The following is a 17921-nucleotide window of genomic DNA, read 5'->3' on the forward strand; positions in this document are numbered from 1 at the left end:
ATTCTATTGCGAATGAGAATCGTTGTCAATAACTTTTTTGAAATATGTTCCAGGGCACTAGTAGATATGCATTCATTGAGTGCTCTTACGGAAAATGTTGACATCTTTGATGAGAACGATTATCATCAATTTGATATTGAGAATCGTTATCACAAATTGTGCGAGGAGTGTAGATCGTGAACAAGGTGTTTGACTGGGAGCTGCTGGAACGTCATTTTTATGTAACTGCAGCACACCGTACCGATACCCTTTACTCTATCAACGCGAAGGAGCTGCTCCGGAAGGAAGAGGCAGATAAGTTTGTTGCCCTCTATGGTGAACGGATCAAGGCGAAGGTTCCCGAAGCCGCTTGTACTTACTTCAGCGGTTTTTTGGCCGGATTATGCTCTGCAGTTCAGTTCCTTTTGTCTCATCATGATGTCGCACTGGATTACGGATTGCACAATCTAACGATTCAGCTGTATTTAAACGATCAGCAAAAGCCGTCTTTCTCTTTTGTCCTGCATGACTGCACCTGCGAAACTGCATCGGCGGAAGGAGATAGAACGATATGGAGGGAGGCGGTGCTGTCGAAGCTGTACGCGGAAACCGTCAGACCGATCGTAGAGGCGCTCGCTGAAGCGGCGCACTCGGATGCGTCGACCTTATGGAGGGTCCTGCCCACAGGGGTATACTACCGATATGAGGAGATACTGCTGCAGGCTGCCCATCATCCTGCACTTTCGGAACAAATCAAGGATGATTTTGCATTTTTAGTACACGGTATTCAAGGCGATGTGTTCGGTCGGAAAAGGAATCCGTTTGATATCAAGCTTAAAACAATCCCCAGCTGGAAAAATCCCGATGAGCAGCTTCGCCAAAAAACAGGCTGCTGCTTATATTATCAAACCGAAGGCGGTACCTATTGCTATACATGTCCTCGGATCGATGACAAGATGAGGGAGCAGAGGAAGCAGGAGCTGCTGGCACAATATGGGTTACTCAAAGCCACATAAGCAAGGATGAAACTCATACCCCGCCTTATCGATAAAGCGGTGCATGTCCGGTTTTTACTATTCTCCTGTCCGAAAATAGAGTAACCTATGATTTGAAATGATATCGTAAGTCACTAATTCATATGGGAGCTGAGCGAATGGGACTGAAGCTGGATATGGTAGGCATTGTCGTAAAGGATATGAAGCAGGCATTGGCTTTTTATCGTGTGCTGGGGCTCGATATACCGGAGAGCGCACATAATGAGAAGCATGTTGAAGTTGCTCAAGAGGGCATTCGGCTTGCTTTTGATATGCAGGAGACGATCAAGGAGATTTATGGCGGCTGGGACGAGCCGGTAGGCCACCGGATTGAGCTGGCGTTTCTGTGCGAAAGTCGAGAAGCGGTAAATGCGTTGTTCCGCAAAATAACAGAGCAAGGCTATACAGGATACCGCGAGCCTTGGGATGCTTTCTGGGGACAGCGCTACGCGATCGTTCAAGATCCGGATGGCAATTTGATCAGCCTTTTTGCATAAGTGGAGAGACATAGGGAAGCGGTAGCCGGGAGCCTTTTATCCTGGCTGCCGCTTGTTTGCGATTGTGCGAGAATATACACATACATGCCATTGACAAAATAATATTTTTGTGATATAATAATAAGTTCTACTGTTGTGTCATACTCCTTCTTGTGATAAATAATAAGAGGTCACAGACTCTTATTAGGCAAAGGAGTGAGGGGTATGAACTTTTCGAAAGGCTTTATCATGCTGCCGCTGGAATCGGAAGGCTTTGGCGGAAGTGCGACACTATACCCAACGTTGATCGGAGATGGAGAAACGGCGGTATTAATCGATACGGGAATGCCTGGAAATGTGGAAAGGCTCGTGGAGGCAATTGAAAGGACGGGCATGTCCATGAAACACTTGCAAAGTGTGATCCTAACGCATCAGGATTTGGATCACATTGGCTGTGCACCGGACTTAGTTGAAGCCAGTGGAGGTCGAATTCAAGTGCTTGCTCATGCAGAGGATGTGCCTTATATCGAGGGGAGGCTTCCCTTGATCAAGACGACCCCGAAGGCAATGGAGCCGATGCTGCAAAAACTTCCCGATTCCGTACGACAAGACGCGCTGCGTCTATTGGAAAATCCTCCGAAAGTAAAGGTAGACCGTACTGTGGAGGATGGAGAGCGACTGCCGATGTACGGCGGTGTTCGTATTATACATACCCCTGGGCACTCCGCCGGCCACATCAGTCTGTATCTGGAGCAGAGCAAGACCTTGGTGGCTGCGGATGCGCTAATGATCGTTCGTGGCAAGCTGCACGGTCCCGTGCCCCACACGAGCTTGGATATAGAACAGGCTTTCGGATCCTTAAAGAAACTTCTGGAGCTCGATATCGAACGAATCATCTGTTTTCACGGCGGAATGCTTGAAGAGAATTGCAAAGAGCAGCTGGCAGAACTGTGCAGAGGCTAGGAATAGGTAAGAAATAAAGACCACTTTGACCCCTACGGCAGGGGCTTCGAAGTGGTCTGTTCTATTTTAAAGGGACCGAACGGAAGCCCGTTCAACCAAATTCACCGGAAGCATGATCCTTCTGCGCTCCATAGAGGGGTTCTTAATCAGCTCCAGCAGGAGACGGGCCGCTTCCCCGCCCATGCGGCGGAAGGGCTGAACGACAACCGTGGGCGGCGTCTTAAAGAGGTCCGGGTGCTGATAGTCGTCAAAGTTGATCACGGACAGGTCATGCGGAATCCGGATTCCAAGCTGAGCAGCCTCTTTCATGACATGATAGCCGTGGACGCTATCGAAGCTCAACACAGCGGTTAAGGAACGTCTTTCCGCTAAGAACCGGGCGATCGATGCGGGGCTCGCTTCGAGAAGTCTCTCCGTATGATCAACAGGAATTTGATATTCGGCCAACGCTTCCTCATAACCGCGTAGACGATCCTCGAGTGAGGTTGTCCCTAGTACCGGAGAAGAGATGCAGCCGATATGGCGGTGACCTCTTTGGATCAAATACCTGGTTGCCTGATATGCTCCCTCACGATTGTCCGAACAGACGCAATTGGTATCCACTCCCCGGAGATAGCGGTCAATAACAACAATAGGGTAATGGTTCATCGTCAGGCGAAGCACTTCTTCGTTGTAGCTTACGCCATGCACCGGGAACAGGATAATCCCCGACGCACCGCCGTCGGAAGCTGAGGACAGAAGCTCAAGCTCTCGTTCCTTGGAATCGTTCGCGTTCATAAAAACCAGGTGATAGCCGGCTTCCGATACGGTCTCTTCGATGCCTAACAGCAATTCGGAGCACATCGAATCCAGCGTCCTTTGAATGATGAAAGCGATGGTCGGAGGCGAAGCGGTGGACAACCCGGTCTTCGGCACCGACGGCAGCTTGGGTACATGCTGGAAAGAGTGTGTGGACACGTTCTCAGTAACGTAGGTCCCGCGACCTTGGATGCGGTATACGATTCCTTCCTCGATCAAAATGGATAGGGCTTGTTTCACGGTAATTCGGCTGCCTCCGAATTCGCGCGCCAAGTCCATTTCGGATGGCAGCCGGTCGCCAGGCTTCCACTTGCCCTCGCGGATCCCTTGGAGCAAATAAGCACGGATCTGCTGGTAAATGGGAGTACGTTTGGAAGATGATTTCATCACAATGACCTCTATAGAAAATGATGTAAGTGTATGTATACCAATATACAAGTTAGATGGCTGTAAGTAAAGAATTTGAGATTATAAATAACTGTTTACTTGCTGATATGTAGCGGATATAATTTGTTAAAATACCAATATACATATAAATATACAATTATACATGTAGGGAGGCCTATTTTACATGCCGCAATCCAAACGGATACAACGATTTATTCAAATGCTGCTTGAGCGAAGATTCAGTGAATCGCTTGAGCTCCCGCAATGGACGTGTAAACGCGCTGTCTATATTGAAGAAGGGGAATATGCTTGGAAGGAGGGAGTGGAGCTAGTTTCTCCCGGAACACTATCCAGTGTTCCGGGGGAGACGCTCTTTCTGGAGAACAGAATCACTGTACCATCGGGCTGGAAGGGGAAGAAAGCTGCACTCCTTCTCCAAACCGGTGGCGAGGGGCTGCTATCCATTAACGGTGTACCGTATCATGGATTGGACCGTAACCGGCATCAGATTCCACTGCCGGAGAAGGTGTGGGAAGCCGGTGAGCTTCATCTGACGGCAGAGGTATACCACACTCCTCCGCTGCCCACAGATGAACTGAACGGACAAACCGAGAATTCTGCTCCACCTGTACATTTTGCCGAAGCTCGATTGGTGTCAATTGATGAAGCCATTGAGAGCTTATATTTTACAGTACTGACCTACTCTGAAGCTATGAAACAGCTTCCGGCCGGGGGAGTGGACGGCATCCTGCTCACGGACAGCCTTATGGAGGTTGTTCAGGAGCTATCCGGAGGTTCCATCTTAGATCAAGCTCAAGTACGGCAGGCGGAGAAGAAACTTCGTACCGTTCTGGCAAACCGCTCGAGCTCCTCGTCCGGGGGCACCATGCATATGATTGGACAATCTCATATCGATGTCGCCTGGCTGTGGCCGTTGAAGGAGACGGTAAGAAAGACAAGTCGAACCTTCTCGACCGTATGCACACTGATGGATGAATATCCCGGGTACCGCTATTCACAAAGCCAGCCTCAGCTTTATGCCTATGTGAAGGAGCGTTATCCGGAGCTGTATGAGCGGATCAAGCAGAGAATTGCGGAAGGACGCTGGGAGCTGGTTGGCGGCATGTGGGTGGAGCCGGATCTGAATATACCGTCGGGGGAATCCCTGGTTCGGCAATTGCTGTACGGACGCCAATTTTTTCGTGAAGAATTCGGGCTAGAGCCTCGGGTCGAGTGGCTGCCGGATACCTTCGGGTATTGCGCCTCCTTGCCCCAGATCCTCAAAAAATCGGGAATCGATTATTTCATGACCTCCAAGATGAACTGGAACGATACGAACCGGTTCCCGTACGATCTGTTTTACTGGAGGGGGATTGACGGTACTTCGATCCTTTCCTTTCTGAATCACGGACTGAATGAAAACACGCTGCCGAAGGATGTAGCCGAGCACTGGCAAAGCTTCAAGCAGAAGGGCGTTCATCAGGAGCAAATGCTGCTGTACGGATATGGTGACGGCGGGGGCGGGGTCACCCGAGAGATGCTGGAGGTTCTTGAGCGCTCCGAGGCGCTGCCGGAATTGCCAAGCTGCCGGTATAGCACGGCGCATGAATTTTTCGACGGGGTCGCACGGAAATCCCCGAAGCTTCCGCAATGGACGGGCGATATGTATCTTGAGCTGCACCGCGGGACGTATACGACTCACGCTGCGAACAAGCGAAAGAATAGAAAGTCGGAGGTTTTATACCGGGAAGCGGAGCTGTGGAATGCGATGGGCGTGCTTTCCGGATTAGCCACACTTGAGCAGGCTTCCGTGCTGCAGCAAGGGGAGCTGAAGGAAGGATACAAGATACTGCTTTTGAACCAGTTCCATGACATTATTCCCGGCACTTCGATCCCGGAGGTATACGAGAAATCGAACAGGCACTATAAGGAAGTTGAATCGTTAGGGCGGAAGGCGTTGGACTCCGCGCTGAAACGTCTGGTTGGAGCGATTGATACGGAAGGGGAGGGGCAGCCGGTTCTTTTGTTCAACAGCCTGTCATGGGATCGTAACGACCCTGTGGAGCTTCGCGGAGGACGAGAGTTTGCCGGAATGGCCATATACGACCGCAATGGCAGGAGACTGGAGTCGGACTTGCTGAAGGATGGCGAGGACGCCTATATCCTTGCGTTCCATGCAGGCATGATCCCTGCAACAGGTTACAAGACCGTGTGGCTGCGCAGCGCCGCTTCGGATGCAGAAGAGTTCAAGCCGTCCCGGCAGCTTGTAAACGGGTTCTGGGAAACGGACTTCTACCGTATCGAGTTCGATCAGTCCTGCCGAATCGTCCGACTCTTGGACAAACGTGCCGACAGGGAGCTTGTGGAGCCGGGCGAGGTCATAAACGAGCTTCAGCTGTTTCATGATACGCCTACTGTTTGGGATGCGTGGGATATTGATCCCCAATTTGATCAGCAGCCTGCGGGAGAGGCCGAGCTGGTAGAAGCGGAAGTGGTGCTGCAAGGGCATACCAAGGATATATTGCGATTCCGGTGGCGCTTGAACCAATCGCTGATTACGCAGAATCTAGTTTTGTATCATCAATCGTCCAGAATCGATTTCCAGACTAACGTGGATTGGCAGGAGGAGCATAAGCTCTTGAAGGCGGCCTTTCCGGTTGCGATTCTGTCCGATAAAGCTACCTACGAGATTCCGTTCGGCAGTGTGGAGCGGCCGACGCATACGAACACAAGCTGGGAACAAGCTCAATTCGAGGTGTGCGGACACCGATGGGCCGATCTCTCGGAGGGCGGCTTTGGAATCAGCTTGATGAACGATTGCAAGTATGGATATGACATCCGCGGAAACCGAATGCGCCTGACTCTTCTGCGCTCTCCCCGTTGGCCGGATGCAACCGCAGATGTTGGGAATCATGAATTTGTGTATTCGCTATTTCCACACGAAGGGGATTGGCGAGCCGGTAGTGTAGTTCGTGAGGGTATGCAGCTGAACCACCCTGTTATTGCTGCAGCGGCCGCGGCGGGAAGCGGAACCCTTCCGTCCGAGGCATCGTTCCTGCGGCTGAATGGCAAGCAAACCGTGCTGGATACCGTAAAAATTTCCGAGGACGGGCAGGGCATTATCTTCCGCTTGTACGAAACCTCCGGCGGGCGGGAACGATTCTCGCTTGTCGGGGCAGAAGGCAGCAGTGCGGAGGTAAGCTGGGAACGGATGGCGGAAACTGACCTTATGGAGAGAGCAACCGATGTGAAGGGGAAGGAGAGCGGGACCGTCACAGTCCGCTCCATACATCCGTACGAAATCGTGACACTGAAATTACCGTTAACCGATTGATCGGAAATCCGAAGCCAACAGCGGCAGTAGAGGACGCCAGTGTTTCTCGTCCTTACTTGCCGCTGTTGGTTTTTTATGCTGAGGACTCTACTTCTGGGGCCCTTTGAAGCGGGTCTGCCTATCCTTTCACCGCACCAAGCATAACCCCTTTAACGAAATACTTCTGAATAAACGGATAGACAATGATAATAGGCAGCGCCACCAAGAAGATCGACGCCGTCCGCACAGACAAGCTGGATGTATCATTCAGCACACCCATATCGCCTAACACCGTCGCCATCTCCATCTGTACGACCATATCGCGCAAGAAAATTTGCAGCACCTGCAGCTTGGTGGAGTTGATATAGATGACAGCATCCATATAGGAGTTCCAATGCGTCACGGCAATGAACAAGCCGATCGTCGCAACGGATGCCGTGGACAAGGGAACATAGATTTTATAGAAAATCGTCCAATCATTGGCCCCGTCTATTTTGGCGGATTCCTCCAAGCTATCGGGGATATTCTCAAAGAACGACTTCAGCAAAATGACGTTCCAAGTGCTGATGGCCGTCGGGATGACAAGCGCCCAGATCGTATTGATCAGCCCGGTTGCCTTGACGATCAGGTAGGTCGGAATGATGCCTCCATGGAAGAGCATGGTAATAATAATATACAGCATGAGCAGCTTTTGCCCGGGCAAGTACCGCTTGGATAACACATAAGCGAAGGTTAACTGAAGGGCAAGATTGCTCACAACGCCAATAACCGTCCGATTGATGGTATTAATGAAGGAAGTAATGAAACGGTCATTATCAAGAATGATGCTGTAGGCCGTCAGATCGAAGCCCTTCGGCCATAGAATAAGCTGGCCTTCACGTACGAGATGCGGATCGCTGATCGAGGTCAGAATTACATAATAAAAGGGCATAAAAGTGATCACTGCGAAAACAAGCAGGATCGAGCCGATAACGGTATTTCCAATAGAAAATTCACTCTTTTTCATTTAAATCTCCTCCTTCTGTTCGAATCAACGCCTACCATAGCGAGTTATCGCTGAATCTTCTGGCTGCCTTGTTAGCACTCCATATCAGAATAAAACCGATCACAGACTGGAATAAGCCGATCGCCGTCGTTAAGCTGAACCGGGCATCCTGTAAGCCGACCCGGTAAATGTAGGTGCTCAGCACGTCGCCGACATCATAGACGGATGGATTGTACATGACATAGATTTGTTCAAAGCCGTAATCGAGCATTGTCCCTATTTTCAAAATTAGAAGAATAATGACCGTGTTCCGAATACCCGGTAAGGTAATATGGAGCATCTTCTGCATGCGGTTCGCCCCGTCAATGGTCGCCGCTTCGTATTGCTCGGGATCAATTGCGGATAAGGCGGCCAAATAGATGATGCATCCCCATCCGCTTTCCTTCAGAATTAAGGAGAGTATGACGACGGGACGGAAATACTCCGATTTGACCATGTAATGAATCGATTCGAGCCCGAAGACCTCCCTGATCTGATTCACCAGTCCGTCGTTCGGGGACAGGAGCTGGATGACGATTCCGCCGAAGACGACCCAGGATAGAAAGTGCGGAAAGTATACAACGGTCTGAATGGACCGCTTGAAGAGAACGCTCCTCAGTTCATTCAGCAGCAGGGCAAGAATGAGTGGAGCCGGAAAGGAAAAGAGCAGCTCGTAGACATTCATCAGAATGGTGTTTTTGACAATGCGGTAGAAGTCCGGATAGGTGAATAGGAACTCGAAATGCTTCAGACCTACCCAAGGGCTGCCCCAGATGCCTTTGGAGAAATTGAAGTCCTTGAAGGAAATGATCAATCCGTACATGGGCAAATATTTGTAAATGAAATACCAGATAAAGCCAGGTAAAGCCAATAAATAGAGGTACTTATATTTGTTTAAGTTGCTCCAGAACACTCCCAGCGGCTTCGTCCGTTTGCGGGCCGCGGTGTTCAATGGAATCGATGCTTTCATAGGATTTCCCCCTTTGAGCTGTGCTGGCTCTAATTATAGGAGGGAGGGTAAGGGCGAGGATATGTTTACTTTTTTGGAGTGTGTATAATTTTTGTGGAGGGGCATGGACAATTCATCGGAGGATGAATAGTATTTATATTGTACTGATGGCACGGCGAGCGATGGGTACAGGATAGCTAACAGATCAGGCTGCAAGGAGGTGAGGACCGTATGTTACGCATGATGAACCAGCTGAAGGATCGGTCTGTATTTATGCTGTCTCTTCTATTTTTATTGACGGTTTTCGCTGGTTTTCTGCTGTACGATTACAATGTCCGTTCGAATTATGCTAAAGAAAGAACGTACTATTTTCAGCAGCATCACGAGAAAGCGTTCTCATCCCTGTATTTATTTTCGGATAAAATTCAATCCATCTACCGTCAAATGCTGCAAAACCGCGATTTGCGGGAATGGCTGACCATTCCGGGCGAGATTGCTCCGGAGATGTACAGGCTGAGCCAAATCCAAAGCTCTTTTTTCGATGTCATCAATAGTCACTCCGGGATCGCTTCGATTTATTTGCATAATAAAAAAAACAACATGATTTTGTCGACGCCGTTCATGTTATCGGAGCTGCCCCAATTCCCAAACCGTTCTATCTTCGAACAGTACGATTACAGCGATGCGACGCAGTGGAGCTGGTCTGTACTCCCTAACGAAATGAAGGATAATCCCGGAAGCTCGGCCATCATATCCATGACGGCAGGCATTCCTTCAAGAAATAAGACCGGGGCGTTGGCCATCAATTTGAACCAAGCCTATGTCGCCGATACGTTGATGAAGGACAATGCGTATGTATTGTGGCTGGACCCGAACGATCAGGTGCTTTTGGCTAAAAACGAAGAGACGAAGGATTTCTTTCTCAAATTTGCGGAGCACATCCTGTCCGTGAAACAGGCTCCTTACCTTTATAAGGATCATCTTGTGCTGAGCTCCGCCTCCGATATCGGCGGGTGGAAATTGATTACGATCATCCCGCAGGATATTCTGGTTCAAGGACAGCCCGGCAACCCATTGTATAAATATTTGATTTTGCTGGTCTGTTTTGCTTTGGGACTGCTGCTGTTTTTGTATTTCCGGTATACGCGCCGGGAGCAAGAGAAGCTTCATGAGGTACGAGTCAAACAGAACATGGATGATTTTCAAAAGGGGCTTATTACGGACCTCCTAACCGGCAAGCCGCTGCCGGAGGGTCAAGAGCAGAAAGCGAAGGCCTATGGCCTGAACCTGAAGGGCGTTGCCTATCAGGTAGTCGTTTTCGAGATTGACGATTATTACAATTTCTTGCGGTCAAAGTCGGACAGTGAACGTTTTTTTATGAACAAAATTTTATACAACGCCATTAAATGGACCTTCGTACTTCGCTTTAATGCCCATCCTGTGAATTCCGGTCTCGACAGAGTAACGGTGCTGCTCTGTTACGACGAGCTGAATGATGAAGTTCGGGACGAGCTGGAGAGGACGATACGGTACATTCAGAACGATATCAGGGATAATTGCGGACTTACCGTCTGTACGGGAGTCAGCAATGTAGTCCGGGAACTGGAGCAGGTGCATTCCTGTTATGCGAATGCAGCCATGGCCGTGGAGTATAAATCGATCTATGGCAAGCACTCGGTTATTTATTATGACAAGCTTGGACTGACCGGAGCGACCTCGTTAATGAAGTTCTCCAAGGAGATTCATAGGATCCATGATTATTTAAAGGCAGGCAATGTAAGCAAAATCGAGGAATCCCTGCATTCGATACTGGATGAGCTGATCCGCAATGAGCAATTTACGCTGGAATGGATTCACGCTTTTTTTGCTAACATTATGGCCTCTATCATGAAGTATGCGTTCGAGAACCGGATCGACATCAATCACCTCTGCAAGGAGGATGTGTTCATTACGCTGTACAGTTATGAATTTTTGGAGGAGAAAAAGGCGTATATTCTGAAGCTTTGCTCCGTTATGATAGAGCAGATGCGCTCCAAGCCCGAGGAGGCCAGCACAACGGGGAAGGTGATTATCGAATATATCGACAAACATTTTGACAAGCCGATTTCGTTAAATATTCTCGCCGAGAAGCTTGCACTGAGCCCTTCTTACTTAAGTGTGTATATCAAAAACCAGCTTGGCGTCGGGTTTGTGGAGTATATCAGTACCTTACGAGTGCAAAAGGCGTTAAAGCTGATGGACAACGAAAGCTTGACGATACAGCAGATCGCCGAACAATGCGGTTATGATACGGTTCATACCTTTATCCGGCAGTTCAAGAAGGTTCACCAGCTCCCGCCTAATGAATACCGGACCCAGAGACGTAATAAAAAAATGTAAATCAAGAAATGTACACTCGCGGATCCCAAAATCTATACATTCCTCAAGGTATTATTCATTGCCATTTGGAGCTGACAAACTAGAATGAGTAATATCCAGCGCCGGTGCCGCCGGGAGGGATACTAGTATTCAATGGGAGGGTCTAAACCATGTCTTGGAAACGCAAAACGAAAACGCTTCTTATTGTAGGGGCAGCTTCAGCAGTTGCCATCAGCGGGTGCAGCACGAAGGCAGAAGAAACGAAAGGAAATGAAGGCGCTTCAACAAAGCCGCCTACCTTCAAGGTCATGTTCGATTACAACGTGGATACGAAGGGGATGTCTCTTACCGACAATGAATACATCAACTATCTTCAGGAGAAAACGGGCGTTCGCGTAGAGCTGGAATCTCCGGGGTCTGCCGGGTACTTGGATAAGCTGAACATCCTCATGGCTTCCGGCGAGTATCCTGACGCCTTTATGGTGAACGATAAGGATAAGAACAAGCTGCTTCAATTCGCGGCGGATGGCCTGCTTACCGATATCGCTCCGTATTTGGATAAATACCCTAATTTAAAAAACGTAATGCCGAAGGAGGCTTGGCTGCCTGTAAGTGACGGAGGGAAGATTTGGGGGATTCCGTACAACCGTCATGACGGCTTTAACCAGGTTGTGTATATCAATAAGGAGTGGCTGGAAACGCTGAAGCTGGACATTCCCCGAACCATCGATGATTTCTACAAGGTAATGAAGGCCTTCACGGAGCAGGACCCGGACCGTAACGGCAAGAACGACACGTTCGGTTTGATCGCATTGAATGACATGCTGTATGGCGGGAAAATGTTCCAGGCGGCCTTCGACGCCGAGACGTGGAAATTCCGAGGCGGAGAGCTGCTGCCGCCGGAGCTGACCGATGAGTATAAGGAATACTTGAAGTTTATGAACAAGCTGATAGAAGAGAAGATATTGGACCCGGAATGGCCAACTACGGTAGGCACGATCTTCCGTCAGAAGGTCGCAACCGGCAAATACGGCATGTTTAATAACTTCTGGCATTTCGCCAGCGGCGCCCAGCTCGCTCCGGGTACAGCCGAGCGGTATATCGCTATCGAGCCGCCGATACGTGCAGACGGTAAGCCGACGATGTTCACCTATAACACGACCAACCGGCATTATATCGCCATTCCGAAGGATACGAAGCAGGCCGACCAGCTGCTTAAATTCCTAGACTGGTCATTATCGCCGGAGGGTACGCGGTTCAACTTCCTGGGGATTGAGGGCAAGCATTACACGAACAACAACGGAAAGTTCGAGAAGACCAAGGAAGAGAGAGCCGGCCTGCATTGGGCCTTTGCGCTGGTGAAGCACGGGTTGCTGAACGATGAGGTGAAAAGCTTGATGCAAGCGGATTATGCGGACCATGTCGTTCAAAATCTGTCTCTGGCGCAAAAGTTCGGTCAGCTGGATAAGATAGCGGCCTCCCTGCCTTATTATCCGGAGCTTGTGCCTTACAACCTGCCAAAGATCACGCAGGAGTATACGGCCAAAACGATTCTCGGAAACGAGAAGGTCGATGCCAGCTGGAACGACTATGTGAAGAAGTATCGCGCATCCGGGGGAGACAAGGCAATTAAACTGTGGACCGAATGGTATAACAAGGAAGGCGTCAACTTAAAGTGAATCTTGAAGCCGGAGGTAATTGCCAATGATTACAGTCATGCAGGATAATTTCTCACAGTTTGCCATCGGGCCGTTCCCTTACGATCCGAAGCACTCCGCGATAGGCGAATACCATTATTACCCGCCGGAGGGAAATAGGGGAGGCTGGTATGATCCGGTCGTTTACTACGGCTGGCTCGGGCCGACATGGATCGTTACGGAGGATAAAGGCAGAAAGCTCATGGAACAAACCCGCCCTCAGGCGGCGATTACAGCCCATTGGCCGTTACTTGTCAAGGGCGAGGTCAGCTGGAAGGACTACACCCTGGAGGCAACCGTCCGTCCACTCTCCACTCGCTCTCATACGGGAATCGTGTTCCGTTATCAGCACGGGCGCCGCTATTACTTTCTCGGCTTCGAGGGCGGCGAGCTGAAGCTATTGAAGCGCGATCAGGACCAGTTGGTCACATTGAGCGCAAAGACATTTGAATACGATGTGGACCATGAATATAGGTTAAAGGTGGAATGTATCGGCAATCGCATTACCGCTTCCGTGAACGATACGGTAGTACTGGAAATCGAGGATGACTCCTACGATGGGGGCAAGATTGGTCTATCCTCCCGCATGCCCGCCCAATATGCGGACATTCAAGTGACGATGACCGAGGAGCATCATGCGGCTTGGATCGCGGCCTGCCGCGATACGGAGCTGGAGCTCGCGAAGCTTCGTACGGAGTACCCGCAGCCTAGGCTGTGGAAGACGATTGACTTCAAAAACTTCGGAACGGCGAGACAGATCCGCTTCGGTCATTTGCTGGGTACCGATGAGGTCCAGATCGTCCTGGCGCAGCATCAGAAGCGCGGACATAAGGATGCGTATGCCCACATCAGCTGCTTGACTGCTTTATCGCTCGACGGCGAGGTCCTGTGGCAGCTCGGCGAGCCTAGTACGCTGACCGACCATGCATTATTATCGGCGGATCTGCCCTTTCAGATTGCCGATATAGACGGGGATGGCTTCGATGAGGTCGTAGTGGCGCGCAATTTCGAGCTGATGATTCTGAATGGACGGACAGGTGAGGTCAAGCGCAAGATTCCTACCCCGCTCTGTACGGAGCCGACCGGCACATTATACAACGTACCGTTCCAGGAGTATGCCTTCGACCGATTGAATGTAGACTGCATCCGCATTTGCAATTTCTCGGGGAAGGAGGAACCAACAGATATTCTTATTAAAGATCGCTACAGCAGGGTATGGGTGTATGATAACGATCTGAATCTGTTGTGGCAGTTTCACGAGGGAATAACCGGTCATTTCCCTTATACCGCTGATATGGACGGTGACGGCAAGGATGAGATGTTCATCGGCTACCACTGGGTAGATCATGATGGTACTTTGCTGTGGACGCTGCCTGTGCCGACAGACCATACGGATGAAATCTTAATCGGCCACTGGGATGTCAGCCGGCCGGACCCGCTAATCGCCATTGCCTCCGGGGAAGAGGGCTTTATGGTCGCCGACCTGCACGGCAATTTGATCCACAAGCACATGATTGGTCACGCCCAGCGGGTTAGCGTAGGCAATTACCGCCCGGATTTGCCCGGATTGGAGCTCTGTGTGACGACCTTCTGGGGAGAGCAAGGGATCGTCTACTTCTTCGACAGCCAAGGGAGGCTGATAGAGCAGTTCGAACCGACAACAAACGGGACGGTCATTACCCCCGTGAACTGGACTGGAGACGGCAGGGATCTGGTGCTGATCAACGGTAATACGGAGCATGGCGGCCTTGTGGACGGCTGGGGACGAGTGGTCGTGAAGTTCCCGCAGGACGGCCATCCGGACTTATGTGCGGAGGTCATCGATATCACCGGGGACGGGCGTGATGAAATTCTGCTTTGGGATGCCCAGCGGATGTACATCTATACACAGGATCAGCCGGCTGGGGTGGACCCGGTTGTGATGCCGGACAAATATCCGCACAGCTGCTTCTCAAACTACCGCGGGGAGTTTAATTATCCCAAGAGAGGTTAGCGGCAAGTACAATCTCTTTAGGGTAGCGCTAAAAACAAATACAGGATTTATACGATGAGGACTGTCCCATAAGTCCGTGAAAATATGGCCATCTTATCGTTGGTCGTGGGAAAATACCTTCAGCCTAAGCTCAAACACTTGGTTGCCGTCAATAGATTAGATGTTATGGAAATGACGGCAATCCAAAACTCGCGCTGAAGCTATTTTCCCACTGACTCGCAGATGAGTCTTATTTTAAGGAACTGGGCCAGCCCTTTATTGTCTATGAGACGGACGCTCTCCGCCATACTGGCGTCGCGCCTATAACGCGATTTTATCACCTTACGATCGCAGTTGAACTCAAACTTGGTACATTAAGGTGATTTCGTAACTTTACAGTGAGTGTTTCCAGGCCGCGATAGGCACTAGAAGCCCTGTAACGTTATTTTTTCACCTTACGATCGCAGTTGAACTCAAACTTGGTACATTAAGGTGATTTCGTAACGTTACAGTGAGTGTTTCCAGCTTTGTTAGGCATCAGACGCCAAGTAACACGCTTTTTCCTATGTCTCTAGTGTTTTCTTAGCGATTTACCGGCTCTTTCTTCCGCATTCGCTAGGAGAGCTGATTCCGGCTAACCATGTGGTTCGCATTGTCAACGAAGCCATTGAACGGTTGGACGATCGTCTATGGGTATACTTAGCGACTGTATTCTACACGCCTCATCGCAAAGGCCGTCAGAGAGGACATTCCGTTCATGTGGCTCGCGGCTATGCAGCAACCGGACTTCCGAACCATTAACCGGTTTCGCTCCGAGCGAACGGTTTGGAAGAAATGAAATTTAGTTCCACACAAAGAAACGGGGTGTTCCCTCAAGTAGAATTTCTACTTATGGGACACCCCTTGCTTTTATTGGGAAGGCTTAGTAAAAATGGTCCGTCCCACCAAAAACAAGAGTCCAGATGATTACCGGATTTTGGAACAATGAAAAATGAAGTATAGTTATAATATGTCAAGCTTTACGGGACAGGTACTGGATCAATAGGAAAATATAGCGCTTACATTTGTGTCAACAACGGGTAACTAAGTAAAAAGATGCACATTGTTAGGTGATTTTCCCAAACCTATAATGAAAACATACACAGCGCTAGTGTGTTAGGCCTCAAAAATCTACGATGTGGGGGTTGGACATGAAAGGGATAAAGAACGGATCAACATTATTCTTAGCTTCAATTCTGTCACTCGCTACTGTACTGTCGGCTTGCAATGACCAAAGCGGTTCAACAAGCAAGGGGCAGGAGGATGGCGGAAAGAACGAAGCGGTGAATACCGTAAATGCAGACCCGCTTGGTAAATACGATCCGCCGATCGAGGTGTCGTTCGTACGGAATCTAAGTAATGTCGTAGAAAATAACGTACTCGGCGTCCTGAAGGGTGAAACGCTTGAAGACAACCGATGGTCCCGCATATACAAGGATCAGCTGGGTATCAACATTAAATATAACTGGGTCGTTAAAGGGGACGTAAGCTCCGACCAATACTTGCAAAAAATCAATGTGACACTTGCTTCCGGCGACCTTCCGGATGTGATTCCGGTGAACGCGACCCAGCTGAAACAGTTGGCAGATTCCGGCCAAATTGAAGACATGACGGAATTATACAAGAAATATGCTACCCCGCTGACTAAAGATGTCATGTCGCAGGAAGGGACCAGTCCTTTCGATGCCGCTACGTTCGACGGTAAATTGATGGCGATTCCGCAGCTCGAGGCCTCGATCGAACGGGCGATGTTTATCTGGATCCGAACAGACTGGCTGCAGAAGCTGGGATTGCAGCCGCCGAAGACGATGGCTGACGTGCTGGCGATCTCCAAGGCTTTTACGGAGCAGGATCCGGACGGCAATGGCAAGAAGGATACCTATGGCCTTGCCATAACCAAGACTTTGTGGGGCGGGGCGATGGGGCTCGAAGGGTTCATGGCCGGATATAATGCTTATCCGAATATGTGGGTGGAGGATGCTTCCGGGAAGCTTGTTTACGGCGGCATTCAGCCGGAAGTGAAGAAAGCGCTTCAAGCACTTCAGAACATGTCGAAGAACGGAGAAATTGATAAGGAATTCGGCATTAAGGACGGCGGCAAGGTATCCGAGAATATCGCAGCAGGACAAATCGGTATGGAATACGGCGAACAGTGGAATTCCATCTATCCGCTTCAACTTAACAAAAATAACAATCCGAATGCACAATGGCAGGCATTTCCGATTGTTTCGGAATCCAGCAATACGCCCAAGGTGCCGCTCAAGTTCAGCACGACCCGCTTCTTTGCGGTGAAGAAGGGAGCCAAGCACCCTGAGGCGGTCATTAAGCTCTTCAACCTGCACCTTGAGAAAAACTGGGGTACAACGGCAGAATTTGATAAGTACTACGCTCCGCCGGAAGCGGAAAGCGTATGGCAGCTGTCTCCGGTGACGCCATACCCGGCTAAGAAGAACGTGGAGGCATTCAGAGCGATCGATGCGGCCCGCAAAGCGGGGGATACTTCTAAGCTGACGGGTGAAGCCAAGACGATTCAAGGCAAGCTGGAATCCTTCGCTTCAGGATCGAAGGAAGGATTTGCGCTGTGGGGATGGGAGCGGATTTACGGCAAGGAAGGCTCCATGGGGGTTGTTGACCAGTACGACAAAAGCAATCAGTTCCTAATGGAGAAATTCGTTGGGTCGCCTACTCCTACCATGGTTGAGCGTAAAACGACTCTGGATAAGCTGCAGACCGAGGTCTTTGTAAAAATTATTCTGGGTCAATCCATCAATGAATTCGACAAATTCGTGGAAGACTGGAATAAGCTCGGCGGCGATAAGATGACTAAGGAAGTAAACGATTGGTATGCATCAAAGAAGAAGTAACAACGGGCAGAGGATGGAGTTCACCTTCCTTCCTCTGCTTCTTTAAGTTCGAAGCTGATGGGGGATGG

11 protein-coding genes and 1 pseudogene are annotated in these 17921 nt (G+C 49.9%); 9 read left to right on the top strand and 3 right to left on the bottom strand.

Annotated features, from left to right (window positions below; all coding sequences use genetic code 11):
• Nucleotides 1–176: 176 nt before the first annotated feature.
• The 3 genes from RAC89_RS31460 to RAC89_RS31470 all read left to right on the top strand — a co-directional run bounded on the left by RAC89_RS31460 (nt 177) and on the right by RAC89_RS31470 (nt 2452).
• The gene (locus tag RAC89_RS31460; protein WP_306617696.1) at nt 177–995 is read left to right on the top strand and encodes a (2Fe-2S)-binding protein; all 819 of its coding nucleotides are present in this window, start codon (nt 177–179) and stop codon (nt 993–995) included.
• 137 nt (nt 996–1132) lie between these two features.
• Nucleotides 1133–1510, top strand: coding sequence for a VOC family protein (locus tag RAC89_RS31465; protein WP_306617698.1), 378 nt, complete (start codon nt 1133–1135; stop codon nt 1508–1510).
• Between the two features lie 204 nt (nt 1511–1714).
• The gene (locus tag RAC89_RS31470) at nt 1715–2452 is read left to right on the top strand and encodes an MBL fold metallo-hydrolase (RefSeq protein ID WP_306617699.1); all 738 of its coding nucleotides are present in this window, start codon (nt 1715–1717) and stop codon (nt 2450–2452) included.
• A gap of 66 nt (nt 2453–2518) precedes the next feature.
• On the opposite strand, the gene RAC89_RS31475 is transcribed toward RAC89_RS31470, so the two are convergent.
• Nucleotides 2519–3637 (bottom strand): GntR family transcriptional regulator, encoded by a 1119-nt coding sequence (locus tag RAC89_RS31475; protein ID WP_306617700.1) that lies wholly within the window; start codon nt 3635–3637, stop codon nt 2519–2521.
• Nucleotides 3638–3821: 184 nt separating this feature from the next.
• On the opposite strand from RAC89_RS31475, the gene RAC89_RS31480 reads away from it, so the two are divergent.
• Complete coding sequence (locus tag RAC89_RS31480; RefSeq protein WP_306617701.1) at nt 3822–6971, top strand: alpha-mannosidase; 3150 nt, start codon at nt 3822–3824, stop codon at nt 6969–6971.
• A 118-nt stretch (nt 6972–7089) separates the two neighbouring features.
• On the opposite strand, the gene RAC89_RS31485 is transcribed toward RAC89_RS31480, so the two are convergent.
• Nucleotides 7090–7956: a carbohydrate ABC transporter permease gene (locus RAC89_RS31485; RefSeq protein ID WP_306617703.1), complete on the bottom strand. Its 867-nt coding sequence runs from the start codon at nt 7954–7956 to the stop codon at nt 7090–7092.
• A gap of 31 nt (nt 7957–7987) precedes the next feature.
• Nucleotides 7988–8944, bottom strand: a complete 957-nt coding sequence (locus RAC89_RS31490) for an ABC transporter permease (protein WP_284645326.1) — start codon at nt 8942–8944, stop codon at nt 7988–7990.
• Between the two features lie 210 nt (nt 8945–9154).
• Between RAC89_RS31490 and RAC89_RS31495 the strand changes: the two genes are divergently transcribed.
• The 5 genes and pseudogenes from RAC89_RS31495 to RAC89_RS31515 all read left to right on the top strand — a co-directional run bounded on the left by RAC89_RS31495 (nt 9155) and on the right by RAC89_RS31515 (nt 17853).
• Complete coding sequence (locus RAC89_RS31495; protein WP_306617705.1) at nt 9155–11302, top strand: helix-turn-helix domain-containing protein; 2148 nt, start codon at nt 9155–9157, stop codon at nt 11300–11302.
• Nucleotides 11303–11451: 149 nt separating this feature from the next.
• Nucleotides 11452–12960: an extracellular solute-binding protein gene (locus RAC89_RS31500; protein ID WP_306617707.1), complete on the top strand. Its 1509-nt coding sequence runs from the start codon at nt 11452–11454 to the stop codon at nt 12958–12960.
• Nucleotides 12961–12985: 25 nt separating this feature from the next.
• Complete coding sequence (locus tag RAC89_RS31505; RefSeq protein ID WP_306617709.1) at nt 12986–14971, top strand: rhamnogalacturonan lyase family protein; 1986 nt, start codon at nt 12986–12988, stop codon at nt 14969–14971.
• A gap of 567 nt (nt 14972–15538) precedes the next feature.
• Nucleotides 15539–15770: pseudogene (locus RAC89_RS31875) on the top strand (transposase); the annotation flags it as partial.
• A 370-nt stretch (nt 15771–16140) separates the two neighbouring features.
• Nucleotides 16141–17853, top strand: a complete 1713-nt coding sequence (locus RAC89_RS31515; RefSeq protein WP_306617711.1) for an extracellular solute-binding protein — start codon at nt 16141–16143, stop codon at nt 17851–17853.
• Nucleotides 17854–17921: the final 68 nt, after the last annotated feature.

The sequence above is a fragment of the Paenibacillus sp. GD4 genome, assembly GCF_030846225.1.
Taxonomy (GTDB): domain Bacteria; phylum Bacillota; class Bacilli; order Paenibacillales; family NBRC-103111; genus Paenibacillus_G; species Paenibacillus_G silviterrae.